Origin of the sequence: Chromatocurvus halotolerans (assembly GCF_004340525.1) — a bacterium.
In the GTDB taxonomy this organism is placed as follows: domain Bacteria; phylum Pseudomonadota; class Gammaproteobacteria; order Pseudomonadales; family Halieaceae; genus Chromatocurvus; species Chromatocurvus halotolerans.
On record NZ_SLWX01000004.1, the window covers coordinates 300,914 to 315,903 of the forward strand.

Genomic DNA, 14,990 nt, shown 5'->3' on the forward strand with positions numbered 1-14,990 from the left:
AATCGGCGGCCACGGGCACAATGCCGCGATGCTGCATATCGCCCTTTACCAGCCGGAAATCCCGCCGAATACCGGCAACATCATCCGTCTGTGCGCCAACACCGGGTGTGCCCTGCATCTCATCGAGCCGCTGGGTTTCACGCTGGATGACAGGAAGCTGCGCCGGGCAGGCCTGGACTACCGGGAGTTCGCACTGCTGCAGACCCACGCCAGTCTCGACGCCTTCCTCGACAGCGCCAGCCCCGGAAGGCTGTTCGCGCTGACCACGCGCGGTCATCGCCGCTACAGCGATGTCTGCTATGAACCCGGGGACGCACTGCTGTTCGGCCCTGAAACCCGGGGCCTGCCGGACACGCTGCTGACGCAGCTGGGCGACCGGCAGTGCCTGCGCATTCCCATGCAGAAAGACAGCCGCAGTCTCAACCTGAGCAACGCCGCTGCCCTGGTCACCTATGAAGCACTGCGGCAGCTGGGTTTTCCCGGGCTGCTGCCCTGACGCGGCTCAGTGCGTGGCGGGCTCGCCACCATTCTCCGCCGCCTGCTGCGCACGACTTTCCGTCTGCGCCACAGCCTGTTGATACAGGGCATCGAAGTTCACCGGCGACAGCATGATGGCCGGGAAGCCACCCTTCACCACCAGCGCGTCGATATTTTCACGGGCGTAGGGGAACAGCACGTTCGGCGCCGCGGTACCCAGCAGACGACGCAGGTTGTCGCCCTCAAAACCCGTGATCAGGAAAATACCGGCCTGCTGCACTTCCACCAGGAAAATGGTCTCTTCCTCAATCTTTGCCGTCACCGTGATGGTCAGGACGACCTCGAAGTTGCCCTCCTCATCGACCGCGTTGCTCTTGGTGTTGAGATCGACATTGAACTTCGGCTGCCACTGCCGGCGGAAGACATCCGGTGTCGCCGGTGACTCGAACGACACGTCCTTGTTGTAGATACGCTGTATCCCGAACTGCTGTTGTTGCTGACCTTCCTGGGCTGCTGCTGCCTGTTCTTCGGCCATCGCGCCGTCCTCCGTTTTAGGGTTTTCTGGAAAAGTAGGTGGGTAAATTTGCTAGCGCACGACCGGCAGCTGCAGATTGCGCCACTCAAGCATGCCGCCAGCCATCTTGTGAACTTTGTCAAAGCCCGACGCACGCAGCTGCTTGGCCGCGGCGGAGGACTGCTGGCCCATCTTGCAGACGATCACGATCGGACGCTCACGATAGTCCCTGAGTTCGTCTTCCCGTGCCTTGAGCTTGGCAAAAGGTATGTGCAGGGCATCCGCAATGTGCCCCTGCTTGTAATCGTTGCCATCGCGCACATCGAGAAAAATCCCGTCCTCGTTGTTGACCAGCTTGATCGCCTGTTGCGGGGTCATTGCCGGCCCCGCCTTGCGTGACTCGTGAAACACGAGCATGCCGAGGGCAGTCAACAGTGCTGCTACCAGAATCCATTGCTGGAGCAGAAATTCGATAAACAGGGCCATGTTGGAACGCTCAACCGATACATTGCGCCCGCACGCGTGCGGCGTTTGAAAGGCCGGCAGTATACTGCCTCCGGCGTGTCGGCTCCAGCGCGACAAAACGTCATGGCGTAACACAGGGCGGAACACCCTGCGCATTGTGTGTGGTGACGTGTGAAAGGGTAGACTAGGCACCGGGCAAAACACCTCCCCAGAAACCACGTCCAGAAAGGCATCGGCATGAATCACAGCGCGAAACACCCCGTCGTATTGATCATACTCGACGGCTGGGGCCACCGCGAAGACACCCGGGACAACGCCATCGCCGGCGCTGACAGCCCGAACTGGGATCGACTGTGGCGGGACGCGCCACATACGCTGATATCCGGCTCTGGCCTCGATGTTGGCCTGCCCGTCGGGCAGATGGGCAATTCCGAAGTCGGGCACATGAGCCTCGGCGCAGGACGTATCATCTATCAGAACATCACGCGCATCGACGAGGCGATCGAGGATGGCAGCTTCAACGACAATCCGGTCTACACCGAGGCTATAGATGCCGCCGTGCATCGCGGTGGCGCTGTCCATGTCATGGGCCTGCTGTCGCCGGGCGGGGTCCACAGCCACGAGAACCACCTGTTCGCTGCGCTGCGTCTCGCCGCGGCCCGTGGCGCGAAGCAGGTGTTTCTGCACGCCTTCCTGGACGGACGCGATACGCCACCGCGCAGCGCGCTTGCCTCGCTTGAGCGCGCCGACGCCGTGTGTCGGGACATTGGCTGTGGTCGCATCGCCAGCCTTTGCGGCCGCTACTATGCCATGGACCGTGACCAGCGCTGGGAGCGGCTGGAGCGCGCCTATCGCCTGCTGACCGAGGCGGATGCCGACCACCGTGTCGACAGCGCTGTCGCAGGCCTTGAGGCCGCCTACGAGCGCGGGGAGAACGATGAATTTGTGGCGCCGACCGTGGTTACCGACAGCGGCGGCAGTGGGGCGCGCATTGAGGATGGCGACTGCGTGCTGTTCATGAATTTCCGCGCCGACCGCTCGCGCCAGCTCAGCCACGCGCTGCTGGATCGCGAGTTTCCCGGCTTTACCCGCCGGGTGCGCCCCGATCTCGCTGCTTTCGTCCAGACCACGGAGTACGCCGGGGATATCGACGCACCGGTGGCCTATCCCCCGGAGTCCCTCGCCAATACCCTCGGCGACTATCTTTCCACGCTGCACAAGACCCAGCTGCGCATCGCCGAGACCGAAAAATACGCACACGTGACGTTTTTCTTCAGCGGCGGCAGAGAAGCGGCCTTCGAGGGCGAGACCCGCGTGCTCGTTCCCTCACCCAGCGTTGCCACCTACGATCTCCAGCCCGAGATGAGTGCGCCGGAGGTCACCGACCGGCTGGTAGAGGCTATACGCTCGCGCGACTACGATTTTATTGTCTGCAACTACGCCAACGGCGACATGGTGGGACACACGGGCAATTACGACGCCACCGTGGCCGCAGTGGAGGCCCTCGATGCCTGTCTCGGCCGGGTTGAGGAAGCCGTGCTGGCCGTGGGCGGCCAGGCGCTGGTTACCGCCGACCACGGCAACTGCGAACAGATGCAGGACTATGATTCAGGCCAGCAGCACACACAGCACACGACAGAGGCGGTCCCCCTGGTCTATATCGGTGAGCGCGACCTGCAGCTCATGCCTGAGGGCGGCCGGCTTGCGGACATCGCTCCAACCGTTCTTGATCTCATGCAGCTTCCAGTTCCCGCCGAAATGACCGGCCACAGCCTCGTCAGCCATCAAGCCTGAGGCGGAAGCAGCCCGGTGAGACGCGTAATCTGGCGACTGACGCTGCTTGCGGCTATTGCGGTTTCCGCCAGCGCGGCCGATGAGCAGGAGACCCGCGAACGCCTGCAGCAGCTCACCCGGGAGATCGAGGCCATCACCCGCAAGCAGCGTGAGGACGAGGCGCGGCAGGGTGAGCTGCAGCGATCGCTGCGCCAGGCCGAAACCGAGATGGCCGCGCTGCAGGCACGTATCGATAGCCTGGAAGCCGACATTGATGCCACCAGCGCGAGACTGGACACCCTCGCCAGCGAGCGCGAGAGGCTCAGTGCCCGTCGCGATGATCAGCGTGCGCAGATCAGCCGGGATGTGCGCCAGGCGTGGCAGCTCGGCAACCAGGGGCAGGTAAAGCTGCTGCTCAATCAGGATAGCCCGCAGACCCTGTCCCGGGTCTCCGCCTACTACGGCTACCTGTTCCGCGCCCGCCAGGCACGCATTGAGGACTTCCGCGCAACCATAGACGCCCTGTCCGATGTGGTGCTGGAGGTACTGGCAACGCGCAAACAGCTGACCGCCAGCCGCGAGGACCTAGAGGGACGCCGGCTGGCGCTTGAGCGCGCCAGGCAGGAGCGCCAGCAGACGCTGGCGAAGATTGCGGCTGACATGGAAGCCCGGGGCGCCAGCCTGGCGCAGCTCGAACAGGACCGCGAACAGCTCGAATCCCTGCTGGAAGAAATTGAAGCCACGGTGCAGGAGCTGCAGGTTCCGGAGAATGTGCAGGCCTTTGCCGAACGCCGGGGCGCCATGCCCTGGCCGGTGAGCGGCCGCCGCAGCAACAGCTTCGGACGGCCCCGTAACCAGGGCAAGATGGTCTGGCACGGCATTAATATCGAAGCGCAAGCGGGCAGCGCCGTGCAGGCCATACACCACGGCCGTGTAGTCTACGCCGACTGGCTGCGCGGCTCCGGCCTGCTGCTGGTGATCGACCACGGCGACAGCTACATGAGCCTTTACGCGCACAACGAAACGCTGCTGCGCGAGGTGGGTGAGTGGGTTACAGCCGGGACGGCCATCAGTACGGTGGGCGACAGCGGTGGCCGCGAAACGCCGGGGCTGTATTTTGAGATCCGCCACAAGGGCAAGCCGGTGGATCCCGCGGCATGGTGCCAACGCTGAGGCAGGGGGCGCGCCCCCGCGCAGGCAATATCAAAGGCCGGAACGATTGCGCTACACTTGCTGTCGTATTCCCACTTACCTCAGGACTCTATGGCGGCTCCCATGCAAACACCTAGGCTCACTCGCCTGCGCTCACGGGCACTTTGGCTGCTGTGCGCGGGCGGACTTCTCGCCTGCCAGCTGGCAACACCCGCATTCGCCAAGGAGGGCGAGAGCACCTATGCCCTTGACGACCTGCGCACCTTCGCCGACGTGTTCAACCAGATCCGCCAGGGCTATGTCGAGGAAATCGATGACAGCACGCTGCTGCAGTATGCCATTGAGGGCATGCTGAGCGGGCTGGATCCCCACTCTGTCTACCTCACCAGCGATGCCTTCGACGACCTGCAGACTTCCACCAGCGGCGAATTCTCCGGACTCGGTCTTGAGGTCGGCATGGAGAACGGGCTGCTGCGCGTCATCGCGCCCATCGATGGCTCGCCGGCCGCGGAAGCCGGCGTGCAGCCCGGCGACATCATCCTGAAGCTGGACAACAATCCCCTCAAGGGCATGAGCCTGAGTGATGCCGTAGGCAAGATGCGTGGCCCGAAGGGCAGCGAGATCGAGCTCACGATCGGCCGCTCCGGAGAATCGCAGCCGCTCACACTGAACCTAACCCGCGACGTGATCAAGGTGGCCAGCGTACGCGAACGCTGGCTGGAGGACGGCTACGCCTATGTACGCGTGTCCCAGTTCCAGAAATCCACTGGCGACGATGTCGCCAAAGCGCTGGAAGCCCTGAAGAAAGACCACGAGCTGAAAGGCGTGGTGCTCGACCTGCGCAACAACCCGGGGGGTGTGCTGGGTGCCAGTGTCGATGTCGCAGGGCTGTTCATGCGCGGCGGCGAGGTTGTCTATACCGAAGGACGGTTACCGAACGCCGGGCAATCCTATGGCGCCAGCGACGAGGACATCACCAACGGCGCACCGATTGTGGTGCTCATCAACCGGGGATCGGCGAGCGCCTCGGAAATCGTTGCCGGGGCCCTGCAGGATCATGGCCGCGCCATCATCATGGGCACCGACAGCTTCGGCAAGGGGTCGGTGCAGACCGTCATGCCAATTTCGGAAACCCGCGCGGTAAAGCTCACCACTGCCCTGTACTTCACGCCCGGCGGCCGCTCGATACAGGCGGCGGGAATCGTGCCGGACATCCGCGTGGATCGCGCCCGCGTGACGGCGATTGGCGAGGAAGGGCGCATCAGCGAGGCCGACCTCATCGGACACCTTGGCAATGGCGATGGCGAGGAGCGCAGGAAGATCGAAGCCAGCGAACTGCAGTCCAGGGACAACCAGCTGTATGAGGCGCTGACATTGCTGAAGGGTGTCAACATCCTTGGCATGAACCGCAGCCGCCCCACCGCCGCGACTCTGGCGCGCCAGGCACGATCAGACGATAACTGAGCCAGCGGCCCGCTGGTGGCCGCTCAGCGTCTGACCTCAATGCCACAGCTGGCCAGGTGATCCTTGGCCTGGGCGATGGTGTAATCGCCGAAGTGAAAGATGCTGGCGGCGAGCACGGCATCGGCGCCACCGATGAGAATACCCTCGGCGAGATGCTCCAGTCGGCCCACACCCCCGGAGGCGATGACCGGGACGTCCACGGCATCCGTGATGGCGCGGGTCACGCCCAGCTCAAAGCCGTCACGGGTGCCGTCACGGTCCATGCTGGTCAGCAGCAGTTCGCCGGCACCTAGCGCGGCCATCCGTTGCGCCCACGCCACGGCGTCAATACCGGTGGGACGGCGACCGCCGTGGGTGAAGATTTCGTAGCGCGGCCTGCCGTCCACATCCGCCACACGCTTGGCGTCAATGGCCACCACGATGCACTGGGCGCCGAAGCGCTGTGATGCTTCCTGCACCAGCTGCGGGTTGTGGATCGCGGCGGTATTGATGGCGACCTTGTCGGCACCGGCATTGAGCATGTTGCGGATATCCGCCAGCGAGCGGATGCCGCCGCCGACAGTGAGGGGAATGAACACCTCACAGGCAATCGCCTCGACGGTATGGGCGGTGGTGTCGCGGTCCTCGTGGCTGGCGGTGATATCCAGGAAGGTGATCTCGTCTGCACCCTCCTCGTTGTAACGGCGGGCGATATCCACCGGGTCACCGGCGTCGCGGATGCCGACAAAATTGACGCCCTTGACCACGCGGCCGTTGTCCACATCGAGGCAGGGAATGATACGCCGCGCCAGCCCCATCAGCGGGTCTCGTCACACAGGCGCTGGGCTTCGGCCACGTCCAGCGTGCCCTCGTAGATAGCGCGGCCGGTGATGGCACCGGCAATCCCCTCATGCGCTATGGCCGCCAGGGCACGGATGTCGTCCAGATTGGTAATACCGCCGGAGGCAATCACGGGAATGGATGAGGCCCTCGCCATGGCCAGAGTGGCGTCCACATTCACCCCCTGCATCATGCCGTCGCGGGCGATATCCGTATAGACAATGGCGCTGACGCCGTCGGCCTCGAAGCGCTTTGCCAGGTCGGTGGCCGTGAGGGCGGACACCTCCGCCCAGCCATCGGTGGCGACCCGACCGTCGCGCGCATCCAGTCCGACGATGACCTTGCCGGGGAAGGCCCTGCAGGCCTCACGCACGAAGACCGGGCGCTTTACCGCCGCAGTACCGAGAATTACATAACTGACACCAGCGTGGATGTAATGCTCTATGGTTTCGAGATTGCGGATGCCGCCGCCGATCTGCACCGGCAGCCCGGGATAGGCTTTGACAATGGCGGTGACCGCCTCTCCGTTCACCGGCGCGCCGGCAAAGGCGCCGTTAAGATCCACCAGATGCAGGCGCCGACAGCCCGCATCCACCCAGCGCCCGGCCGTAGCCACCGGATCGTCGGAAAACACCGTGCTGTCTTCCATGGCGCCCTGTCGCAGGCGCACACACTGGCCGTCTTTCAGGTCAATCGCCGGAATTATCAGCATGTTCCATCCCACTCCAGAAAATTCTTCAGCAGGCGAAGCCCCGCCGTGTGGCTTTTCTCCGGGTGAAACTGCACCGCAAACAGGTTGTCCCGGGCCAGCGCCGCATCGATGCTGACGCCGTAATCCACGGCGCCGGCCACCAGCGCCCGCTCCTTCACCTTTACATAATAGCTGTGCACGAAATAGAAGCGAGCGCCGTCGGCAATGCCCGCCCACAACGGATGCTGCCGCACCTGCCGCACCTCGTTCCAGCCCATGTGTGGAACCTTGAGGCGCCGGCCCTCTGCATCGTTGAGCGGATGCCCGAAAAAGCGCACCTCACCAGGTATCAGGCCCAGGCAGTCGACACCGCCGTTCTCCTCGGAGCGGTCCAGCAGCGCCTGCATGCCGACGCATATCGCCAGCACCGGTTTACGCTCGTCGGACAGTGCCCGCATCAGCAGTTCATCGCAGTGCAGACGCCGGATCTCCGCCATGCAGTCGCGGATAGCGCCCACGCCGGGAAACACCACCCGATCCGCGGCGCTGATCTCGGCGGGATCACAGGATACCACCACGCGCTCGGCGCCTGCGTGCTCAAGTGCGCTGGCCACGGAGTGCAGGTTGCCCATGCCGTAGTCAATAACCGCAACGGTTCCCGTCATGCGATTTAAAGAACACCTTTGGTAGACGGCGTGATGCCGGCCATTGCCGGATCTGCCGACAGCGCCATTCGCAGCGCCCGGCCAAAGGCCTTGAACACGGTTTCCGCCTGGTGGTGGGCGTTCTCACCGCGCAGATTATCCACGTGCAGCGTGACCAGGGCGTGGTTGATGAAGCCCTGGAAGAACTCATGGAACAGGTCGACATCGAAGGTGCCGATCATGGCACGGGTGAACGGCACCTGGAACACCAGCCCCGGACGCCCGGAAAAATCTACCACCACCCGGGACAGCGCCTCGTCCAGCGGCACATAGGCATGGCCATAACGAAGGATGCCCTTTTTATCGCCGACAGCCTTGGCCACCGCCTGCCCCAGGGTGATGCCGATGTCCTCCACCGTGTGGTGGGCATCGATGTGCAGGTCACCCTTGGCATCCACGGCGATATCCATCATGCCGTGGCGGGCGATCTGGTCCAGCATGTGCTCGAGGAAGGGCACGCCGGTGTTGAAGTCGGCCTTGCCGCTGCCGTCGAGATTCACCGTGACGGTGATCTGCGTCTCAAGGGTGTTGCGTGTGACCGATGCCTTGCGTTCAGTCATTGACTGCTCCGGGTGTGCTGCGAAGCGCCGGAGTGCGCCCGGCGCGGGAAACGGCGCGCATTATAGGCCCTCGCGGACGCGAATTCATCAATCGGGGCGCCGCCGCGCACAAACCGGGCAAAAACCGGCCAGGCCATGGCGGCCGGCGCGGCCCGGGGTGACTTCGCCGACGGCGCGGAACATGTTGTTGTCCCAGGCGGCCTCGATACCCAGGGCCCAGTTGAGCCCGGGCCGCTCGCTGGTCTGGGCACTTATCTGGGCGCCGGCGTGCAGGAGGTGGCCAACAGGACGGCCAGCGCCATCGGGAGAGCTTGCCGCAACGTGGGTCGTCCTGTCGTTACCGCATCATTCCGAGTTTACGCAGTTGCATGGTTGATCGCCAGCGCGGGCGGGGGCGTGCCGGGGAGGCCTTTGGGCGGGGCTGTGACGGCGGTCACGGGCGTGCCGGGAATCCTTGTACGCGCGGGTTGTGCTGCTGTGCGTCATGCGTCGTGCGTTGGGTTGGTCGCTTCTGATTGTTGCGTCGCCGGGGGCGGCCGGTCCGGCGTTCCGGTGCCCGAGCCCCAGGCCGACGTACCGGCGGAGCTCATGGCGGAAGCATTCGGGTTATGCGGATAACATCCTGACGAAGGATCAATTTCAGGCGGTGCTGGATGCGCGCTTCGCCGAGCAGGATGCGAAGATCGACAGGCGATTTGCTGAACAGGATGCGAAGTTAGACAAGCGCTTCGCAGACATTGATCTTCGATTCACCGAACAGAACACCAGATTTGAAAACCGGTTCGGCAGGTTGTAGCGATCACTGTTTCTCCACACCTGGCTGCTGGGACTTATCGTCTTCGTTCTGGTTGTGCCGCAGTCACAGTCCTGGTTTGCCCCCGTACCATGACCCCCCCACTTCGAGCGTTTCACGGCCTACTTTGGGATCCCATGAACCTCGTGACGCTACTCCGGCAGCCAGGTATGGACCGTTACGTGCAGTCAAGCCGCCGAGGCAAGTCCATGCGTTTATGAAGTATTCGAACTATCTCTATGTCAGTCTCGGAGAGCGGATGGTAGAAAATTACATGACTGCCGATGGGAAATTTACGGTACCCGACCTTGATCACATCGCAGGGAATCCCTGCTTCGAGAGTATCGGCGAGCATATGAAAGGCATCGTCAAATTGCTTGGCATGAACTCTGCGTTGCTCTTTACCCCATCGGCGCTGGGTGTACGCTGCAATTGATTTAAGGTCAGCTTTAGCTGCCTCGGTAAGAGAAAATGTTCTCACTAGCCAAGCTCTTCATCGAGCTCATTCATCAGCGCTTCGTAGCTATATTCAGCGGTACCGCTTTGCTCGCCTTCTTCGAGCAGGCGCCTCAGTGTGGCAGCCTTATTCTCCGTGTCTTCAAGCTGTCTCAGGGCGGCCCTTACCACCTCACTAGCCGAAGCATACCTTCCTTCAGCAACTTGTTGAGCTATAAACCCTTCGAAGTGCTCTCCCAGGGTAATGCTGGTGTGCTTAGCCATGCGTCGCCTCGCGATGTACCAATAAGTACCCATTATTGGTACCGGGTACGTAACAAGTCAAGCCACAATGAGGAGCTGTTGCCGTTCGAATTCGCCCTCGCTGTTCTGCACCCAGACGGCAACGATCCCGCTCGATTCTGGGTGGCTAGGTACTGGCCAGGGGTAGCAGGCGACGGTGTCGGGTGGCCTGGCTTGCTCCCGGACCCTGAATCCCCTACCGTCGCCGCTGCACCGTGGAGACATCCCGATGGCGACACAACTCTCCAGCCAGCTCCTCGCCTGGTTTGACCAGCACGGACGCAGGCACCTGCCCTGGCAACAGGCGATTTCCCCGTACCGCGTCTGGGTATCGGAGATCATGCTGCAGCAGACCCAGGTCAGCACCGTCATCCCCTACTTCGAGCGCTTCATGGCCGCCTTTCCCACGGTGCAGCACCTGGCCGATGCCCCCGCTGATGCGGTGCTTCACCACTGGACCGGCCTCGGCTACTACGCGCGGGCGCGCAACCTGCACCGCGCCGCGGGCATCGTCTGCGACCAGCACGGCGGCGTTTTTCCGGACACTGTAGACGGCCTCATGACCCTGCCCGGCATCGGCCGCTCCACCGCCGGGGCCATCGTCAGCATTGCCGGCGGCGGGCGCGCGCCGATCCTCGACGGCAACGTCAAGCGCGTACTCGCGCGCTACCACGCGGTCGAGGGCTGGCCGGGAAAGACCGAGGTGAGCAATACCCTCTGGGCCCTTGCCGAGGAACACACCCCCGGCCAGCGCGTCGCCGACTACACCCAGGCCATCATGGATCTCGGCGCCACGGTATGCAGCCGTGGCACCCCCCACTGTAGTGAATGCCCACTATCGCTACAGTGCCTGGCAAGCCGACAGGGGAACCCCCGGGACTACCCCGGAAAGAAGCCCCGAAAGGTGCTGCCTGAGCGCAGCACGATCTTCATACTGGCGCACAGCGACAGCGGCGAATGGCTGCTGGAGCAGCGCCCACCGAGCGGCATCTGGGGTGGCCTTTGGTGCTTTCCGGCACTGGCGACCGCTGCGGACGACGCCGGGGCGGCGAGCAACACAGCGCCCACCGACGCGGTCGGCAACTGGTGCCTTGACGCGCTGCGCAGCGAGCCAGCACAGCTGCAGACACTGGCGCCGTTCCGGCACACCTTCAGCCACTACCATCTCGACATCACCCCGGTGCGCGTGCGGGTCGATGCCGCGGCGATGGGCGTCATGGCGACCGATCGCTTCCTCTGGTATAACCCTCGCTCACCGGCACAGGTCGGCCTTGCGGCGCCCGTCGCCCGCCTCCTGGCCGAACTGACCCACGACAACTGACAGGAGACCACCGTGCCCCGACGCGTGATGTGCAGAAAATACCAGGAAGAGCTGGAAGGCCTCGACAAGCCGCCGTTTCCCGGCGCCCGCGGCGAGGATATCTTCGACAATGTGTCGAAGAAGGCCTGGGAAGCCTGGCAGGCGCACCAGACCCTGCTGATCAACGAAAAACACCTGAGCCTGGCCGACGCTGAGGCGCGCAAGTACCTGCAGCAGGAAATGGACAAGTTTTTCAGGAACGAAGAGGTGGATCGAGCGGAGGGTTATGTTCCGCCATCGGAGTGACACGATATCCTCGCATGCGCTTGACTGCGCCGCGCGTGGCGGGTTAAATACGCGTCCTTCGACAGGCACTTTCCGCCCGGATAGCTCAGTCGGTAGAGCAGGGGATTGAAAATCCCCGTGTCGGCAGTTCGATTCTGTCTCCGGGCACCACCAATTTCAGCCACCATCCCGACGTAACAAACCGTCGATCGCCATCCCCATATCCATACGCTCGCCCTCCCAGTGGGGTGGCAGCGTACGCGGGCCGATACCCAGGTGTTCACGCCGGTGCATCGTCTGCAGTGAAAACACGTTTCCGCGGAAACGCCACCCATCGCTTCGGCCGCACGTAAATCCTCCACCCGTGTATGCACACGCACGGTATAGCGGTCGCCGCCGCTGCTGTCACCCGCCCCCGTGGTGAGATAGCTTTCGGCCAGGCTCTCCAGCACGTCAGCCCGAAGCGAGGCCGGTGCCTGCTCCTCGTCAAAGGGGACCGCATCTGCGGCGCTGATGTGCGCAGCCAATTCGGTGATCTGGTCTTCGAGAATCTGCAGGTTGGCAAATTTAACCGCTGCGTTCATGGGAGATGCCTCCGGCGAATACTGTTCATATATCCAGCAGTATGCCAGCGGTCAGATATGGCATCGGAGATCGCTTTCCACCAAATGTGATCAGGCTATTTCCGGATAATGTTGAGATCACTTTCGATCCTTATCCTCCATTCTGGCCTTCAGACCCGTAAAGGGATTATGCGTTGCGGTTTTGGCTTTTTTCGCCGTCGTGCTGCCATAACGAACATAGCTCTCGAACTTGCTGTGTTCCTCGTCGTGGCAGTAAATACAAAGCAGCTCCCAGTTGCTGCCGTCCCCGGGATTATTGTCGTGGTTGTGATCGACATGATGGACGGTCAGCTCCGAAAGGTTCCTGCGGTCAAACTCTCGAGCACAGCGACCACAGATCCACGGGTATAGCCGCAGGGCGCGCTCTCGATACCCGGATTCCCGCCTGGCATTGTACTCAAGCTGTTCGGCCCGGACCTTCTCGAAGTGACTTGATCGAGGCTTCTGCTCACTCATGGCGTTCCCGTTGTCCTTGCCCACACGCGCGGGCTGCGATATTCCTGTCATTACGACATCCCGGGCCATGACGCGCCAGCAGAATCTGCGCAAATAGAATACGCTGGAAATTGCCATGAATCCGGAGAACTCCACTTTCACACCGCCAGGTTGTTTATACTTCTTATGTCTTCCCCACTCGACCGTCTATGCCCATGCCTGCGCGCCCATCACCTGACAAGCCCGTCGACATCATCCTGTTTGGCGCCACCAGCTTCGTTGGCCGAATTCTCTGCAACTACCTGGTCAACGAGCACAGCGAACCCGGCCTCACCTGGGCGATGGCCGCCCGATCTGAATCCAGGCTCGCCGAACTGAAGGCCTCGCTGGGCGATGCGGCCCGGTCGATCCCCACCCTCGTGGCCGACGCCTCCAGTGAAACAGACATGCGCAGGCTGTGCGACCACGCCTCGCTGATCATCTCCACGGTCGGACCCTATGCCCTGTATGGCGAACTGCTGGTCAAGGCCTGTGCCGAGAGCGGCACCGACTACTGTGACCTGACCGGGGAGCCGCACTGGATACGGCGAATGCTCACCAAGTACGAGTCAGCGGCCCGGGCCAGTGGGGCGCGGATCGTGAATTGCTGCGGCTTTGACTCCATTCCGTCGGATCTGGGTGTGAAGTTCCTGCAGGACCAGGCCATGGCGCGCTTCGGGCAGTATTGCCGCAGGGTGAAGATGCGGGTGAAGGCCAGCAAGGGCGGGGCCTCCGGGGGCACGATCGCCAGCGGTGCCAATCTGTACAAGGAAGCGGCGCAGAACGCGGAACTGCGGCGGGAGCTGCGTGATCCGTACTCACTCTGCCCCGAGGGACACGGTTTCAAGGCGCGGCAGCACAGCGTTACGGTGGAGTACGACGAGGATTTTCAGGCCTGGGCGGGGCCGTTCATCATGGCGGCGATCAATACCCGGGTGGTGATGCGCAGCAATGCCTTGCACGAGCCACCCTATCACCCGGACTTTCTCTACGACGAGGGAATGCTGACCGGGGATGGCCACCAGGGGAAGCAGCGGGCGCGGATTCTGGCTCTGGGCACGACACTGGGCACGGTGATGCTGGCTGTTGCGCCGCTGCGCTGGGCGACGATGAAGTTTCTGCCCAGTCCCGGCGAGGGTCCCAGCCCCAGGCAGCAGCAGGAGGGCTTTTATGACCTGCGTTTCTATGGCGAAACCGAGTCCGGCGAGTCGCTGACCGTAAAAGTCAGCGGCGACCGCGATCCCGGCTATGGATCTACCAGCAGGATGCTGGCCCAGGCGGGGCTCAGCCTATGCAAGGAAGTGAGCCGCGAGCAGCGCGGCGGTGGCTTCTGGACACCGGCCACGGTGTTTGATGAGCGGCTGTTCCGGCGCCTGGAGTCCTATGCCGGGCTAAGGTTTGAGGTACTGGAACAGTCGAGCCGTGCATGAGTACCTCAGATCGACGTGCTGTGGTTGAGGCTCCAGGTCATTTATAGTCTGCAAAGTCGTCGCTGTCGTCTTTGACATCACTGGCGTCACTGGACTCAGTGGTTGACGTGGAGCTGGACGATGCTGCCGTTGTCGCGGGTTTGGTTACCAGAGTGGTTGCTACAGTGGGCGCAGGCTGTTCATTGTAAATCCACTGGCTGTTCCTGGCTTCGATCTCGAGCACGTCATAGCTCTTCGCCAGTATGGATTGCGTCATCTGGAGCAGATCCGCTGATGTGATGACGCCTGATTGATACAGCATACAGGAATGAAACAGCGCGTCCCTCATCGCCAGAAGGCCCGGGGTCCGCCCCTGCAACTCTGTCTCGTCCTCGCCAACGTCTTCAGCATCGTCACCGAAATTCAGCGCTGAGACAGAAAGCGATGCCGTCCGTGAGACGGAGACATCCGCATTCATGCGGGAGCAGGTGACGAGGTCGGGGTTTCGGGAGCGCGTCAGGGTCAGGACAGCGGACGCGTCTGTAATAAACATACTGTTTTTGTCTGACGGCACATGACGTAACGGAAGGTTGCTTGCGCAACCCCCCGTTACCGTGACCAGCCAGAGCACCGTTATCGTTCGAATGCTCGACACTAGCAGCCTGTCGGACTTAACCGAATAGTATCGACGTGGGATAATCCATGTCACGTGCAGTGATCGGGGCGCAATGATGGCAAACTTCGTAAAC

At 62.6% G+C, this 14,990-nt stretch carries 19 protein-coding genes and 1 tRNA gene; 9 read left to right on the forward strand and 11 right to left on the reverse strand.

Annotated elements, in window-relative coordinates; genetic code table 11:
- Positions 1-28: 28 nt before the first annotated feature.
- Positions 29-496, forward strand: coding sequence for a tRNA (uridine(34)/cytosine(34)/5-carboxymethylaminomethyluridine(34)-2'-O)-methyltransferase TrmL (trmL, locus tag EV688_RS06990; protein WP_117315186.1), 468 nt, complete (start codon positions 29-31; stop codon positions 494-496).
- Positions 497-502: 6 nt separating this feature from the next.
- Here the strand turns inward: trmL and secB are convergent, their stop codons facing one another.
- Positions 503-1,012, reverse strand: coding sequence for a protein-export chaperone SecB (gene secB, locus EV688_RS06995; RefSeq protein ID WP_117315188.1), 510 nt, complete (start codon positions 1,010-1,012; stop codon positions 503-505).
- A gap of 51 nt (positions 1,013-1,063) precedes the next feature.
- Positions 1,064-1,477, reverse strand: a complete 414-nt coding sequence (locus tag EV688_RS07000) for a rhodanese-like domain-containing protein (protein ID WP_117315189.1) — start codon at positions 1,475-1,477, stop codon at positions 1,064-1,066.
- Between the two features lie 216 nt (positions 1,478-1,693).
- On the opposite strand from EV688_RS07000, the gene gpmI reads away from it, so the two are divergent.
- From gpmI to EV688_RS07015, 3 genes are all read left to right on the forward strand, one after another.
- The gene (gene gpmI / locus EV688_RS07005; RefSeq protein ID WP_117315191.1) at positions 1,694-3,250 is read left to right on the forward strand and encodes a 2,3-bisphosphoglycerate-independent phosphoglycerate mutase; all 1,557 of its coding nucleotides are present in this window, start codon (positions 1,694-1,696) and stop codon (positions 3,248-3,250) included.
- Positions 3,251-3,265: 15 nt separating this feature from the next.
- Complete coding sequence (locus tag EV688_RS07010; protein WP_117315193.1) at positions 3,266-4,402, forward strand: murein hydrolase activator EnvC family protein; 1,137 nt, start codon at positions 3,266-3,268, stop codon at positions 4,400-4,402.
- A gap of 102 nt (positions 4,403-4,504) precedes the next feature.
- Positions 4,505-5,845: a S41 family peptidase gene (locus EV688_RS07015; RefSeq protein ID WP_117315195.1), complete on the forward strand. Its 1,341-nt coding sequence runs from the start codon at positions 4,505-4,507 to the stop codon at positions 5,843-5,845.
- A gap of 23 nt (positions 5,846-5,868) precedes the next feature.
- Here the strand turns inward: EV688_RS07015 and hisF are convergent, their stop codons facing one another.
- Genes hisF through hisB form a run of 4 tightly spaced genes read right to left on the reverse strand, consistent with a single transcriptional unit; the run spans position 5,869 to position 8,619 of the window.
- Complete coding sequence (gene hisF / locus EV688_RS07020) at positions 5,869-6,642, reverse strand: imidazole glycerol phosphate synthase subunit HisF (protein ID WP_117315196.1); 774 nt, start codon at positions 6,640-6,642, stop codon at positions 5,869-5,871.
- Positions 6,642-7,376: a 1-(5-phosphoribosyl)-5-[(5-phosphoribosylamino)methylideneamino]imidazole-4-carboxamide isomerase gene (hisA, locus tag EV688_RS07025; protein ID WP_117315198.1), complete on the reverse strand. Its 735-nt coding sequence runs from the start codon at positions 7,374-7,376 to the stop codon at positions 6,642-6,644. The genes hisF and hisA overlap by 1 nt, the downstream gene beginning before the upstream one ends.
- Entirely contained in the window at positions 7,370-8,020 is a 651-nt protein-coding gene (gene hisH, locus EV688_RS07030; protein ID WP_117315200.1) for an imidazole glycerol phosphate synthase subunit HisH, read from the reverse strand. Before hisH ends, hisA begins: the two co-directional genes overlap by 7 nt.
- Positions 8,021-8,025: 5 nt before the next feature.
- Positions 8,026-8,619, reverse strand: coding sequence for an imidazoleglycerol-phosphate dehydratase HisB (gene hisB, locus EV688_RS07035; RefSeq protein WP_117315202.1), 594 nt, complete (start codon positions 8,617-8,619; stop codon positions 8,026-8,028).
- A gap of 484 nt (positions 8,620-9,103) precedes the next feature.
- On the opposite strand from hisB, the gene EV688_RS07040 reads away from it, so the two are divergent.
- Positions 9,104-9,415 (forward strand): hypothetical protein, encoded by a 312-nt coding sequence (locus EV688_RS07040; RefSeq protein WP_131917580.1) that lies wholly within the window; start codon positions 9,104-9,106, stop codon positions 9,413-9,415.
- Between the two features lie 175 nt (positions 9,416-9,590).
- On the opposite strand, the gene EV688_RS07045 is transcribed toward EV688_RS07040, so the two are convergent.
- Positions 9,591-9,893 carry a type II toxin-antitoxin system RelE/ParE family toxin gene (locus EV688_RS07045; RefSeq protein WP_117315206.1) on the reverse strand — a complete coding sequence of 101 codons (303 nt, stop codon included), beginning with the start codon at positions 9,891-9,893 and terminating at the stop codon, positions 9,591-9,593.
- Positions 9,893-10,132 (reverse strand): type II toxin-antitoxin system ParD family antitoxin, encoded by a 240-nt coding sequence (locus tag EV688_RS07050; RefSeq protein WP_117315208.1) that lies wholly within the window; start codon positions 10,130-10,132, stop codon positions 9,893-9,895. The genes EV688_RS07045 and EV688_RS07050 overlap by 1 nt, the downstream gene beginning before the upstream one ends.
- 247 nt (positions 10,133-10,379) lie before the next feature.
- Between EV688_RS07050 and mutY the strand changes: the two genes are divergently transcribed.
- The 3 genes from mutY to EV688_RS07065 all read left to right on the forward strand — a co-directional run bounded on the left by mutY (position 10,380) and on the right by EV688_RS07065 (position 11,906).
- Entirely contained in the window at positions 10,380-11,471 is a 1,092-nt protein-coding gene (gene mutY, locus EV688_RS07055) for an A/G-specific adenine glycosylase (protein ID WP_117315209.1), read from the forward strand.
- 12 nt (positions 11,472-11,483) lie between these two features.
- Positions 11,484-11,756, forward strand: coding sequence for an oxidative damage protection protein (locus tag EV688_RS07060; RefSeq protein ID WP_117315211.1), 273 nt, complete (start codon positions 11,484-11,486; stop codon positions 11,754-11,756).
- Between the two features lie 74 nt (positions 11,757-11,830).
- Positions 11,831-11,906: transfer RNA gene (locus EV688_RS07065), tRNA-Phe, on the forward strand.
- 6 nt (positions 11,907-11,912) lie between these two features.
- Here the strand turns inward: EV688_RS07065 and EV688_RS17790 are convergent.
- Positions 11,913-12,047, reverse strand: a complete 135-nt coding sequence (locus EV688_RS17790) for a hypothetical protein (RefSeq protein WP_276309849.1) — start codon at positions 12,045-12,047, stop codon at positions 11,913-11,915.
- A 389-nt stretch (positions 12,048-12,436) separates the two neighbouring features.
- Positions 12,437-12,865 (reverse strand): YajD family HNH nuclease, encoded by a 429-nt coding sequence (locus EV688_RS07070; RefSeq protein WP_477099929.1) that lies wholly within the window; start codon positions 12,863-12,865, stop codon positions 12,437-12,439.
- Between the two features lie 143 nt (positions 12,866-13,008).
- On the opposite strand from EV688_RS07070, the gene EV688_RS07075 reads away from it, so the two are divergent.
- Positions 13,009-14,262: a saccharopine dehydrogenase family protein gene (locus EV688_RS07075; protein ID WP_117315213.1), complete on the forward strand. Its 1,254-nt coding sequence runs from the start codon at positions 13,009-13,011 to the stop codon at positions 14,260-14,262.
- 37 nt (positions 14,263-14,299) lie between these two features.
- Here the strand turns inward: EV688_RS07075 and EV688_RS17555 are convergent.
- The coding region (locus EV688_RS17555) for a hypothetical protein (RefSeq protein ID WP_207895403.1) at positions 14,300-14,990 on the reverse strand (691 nt) is incomplete at its 5' end.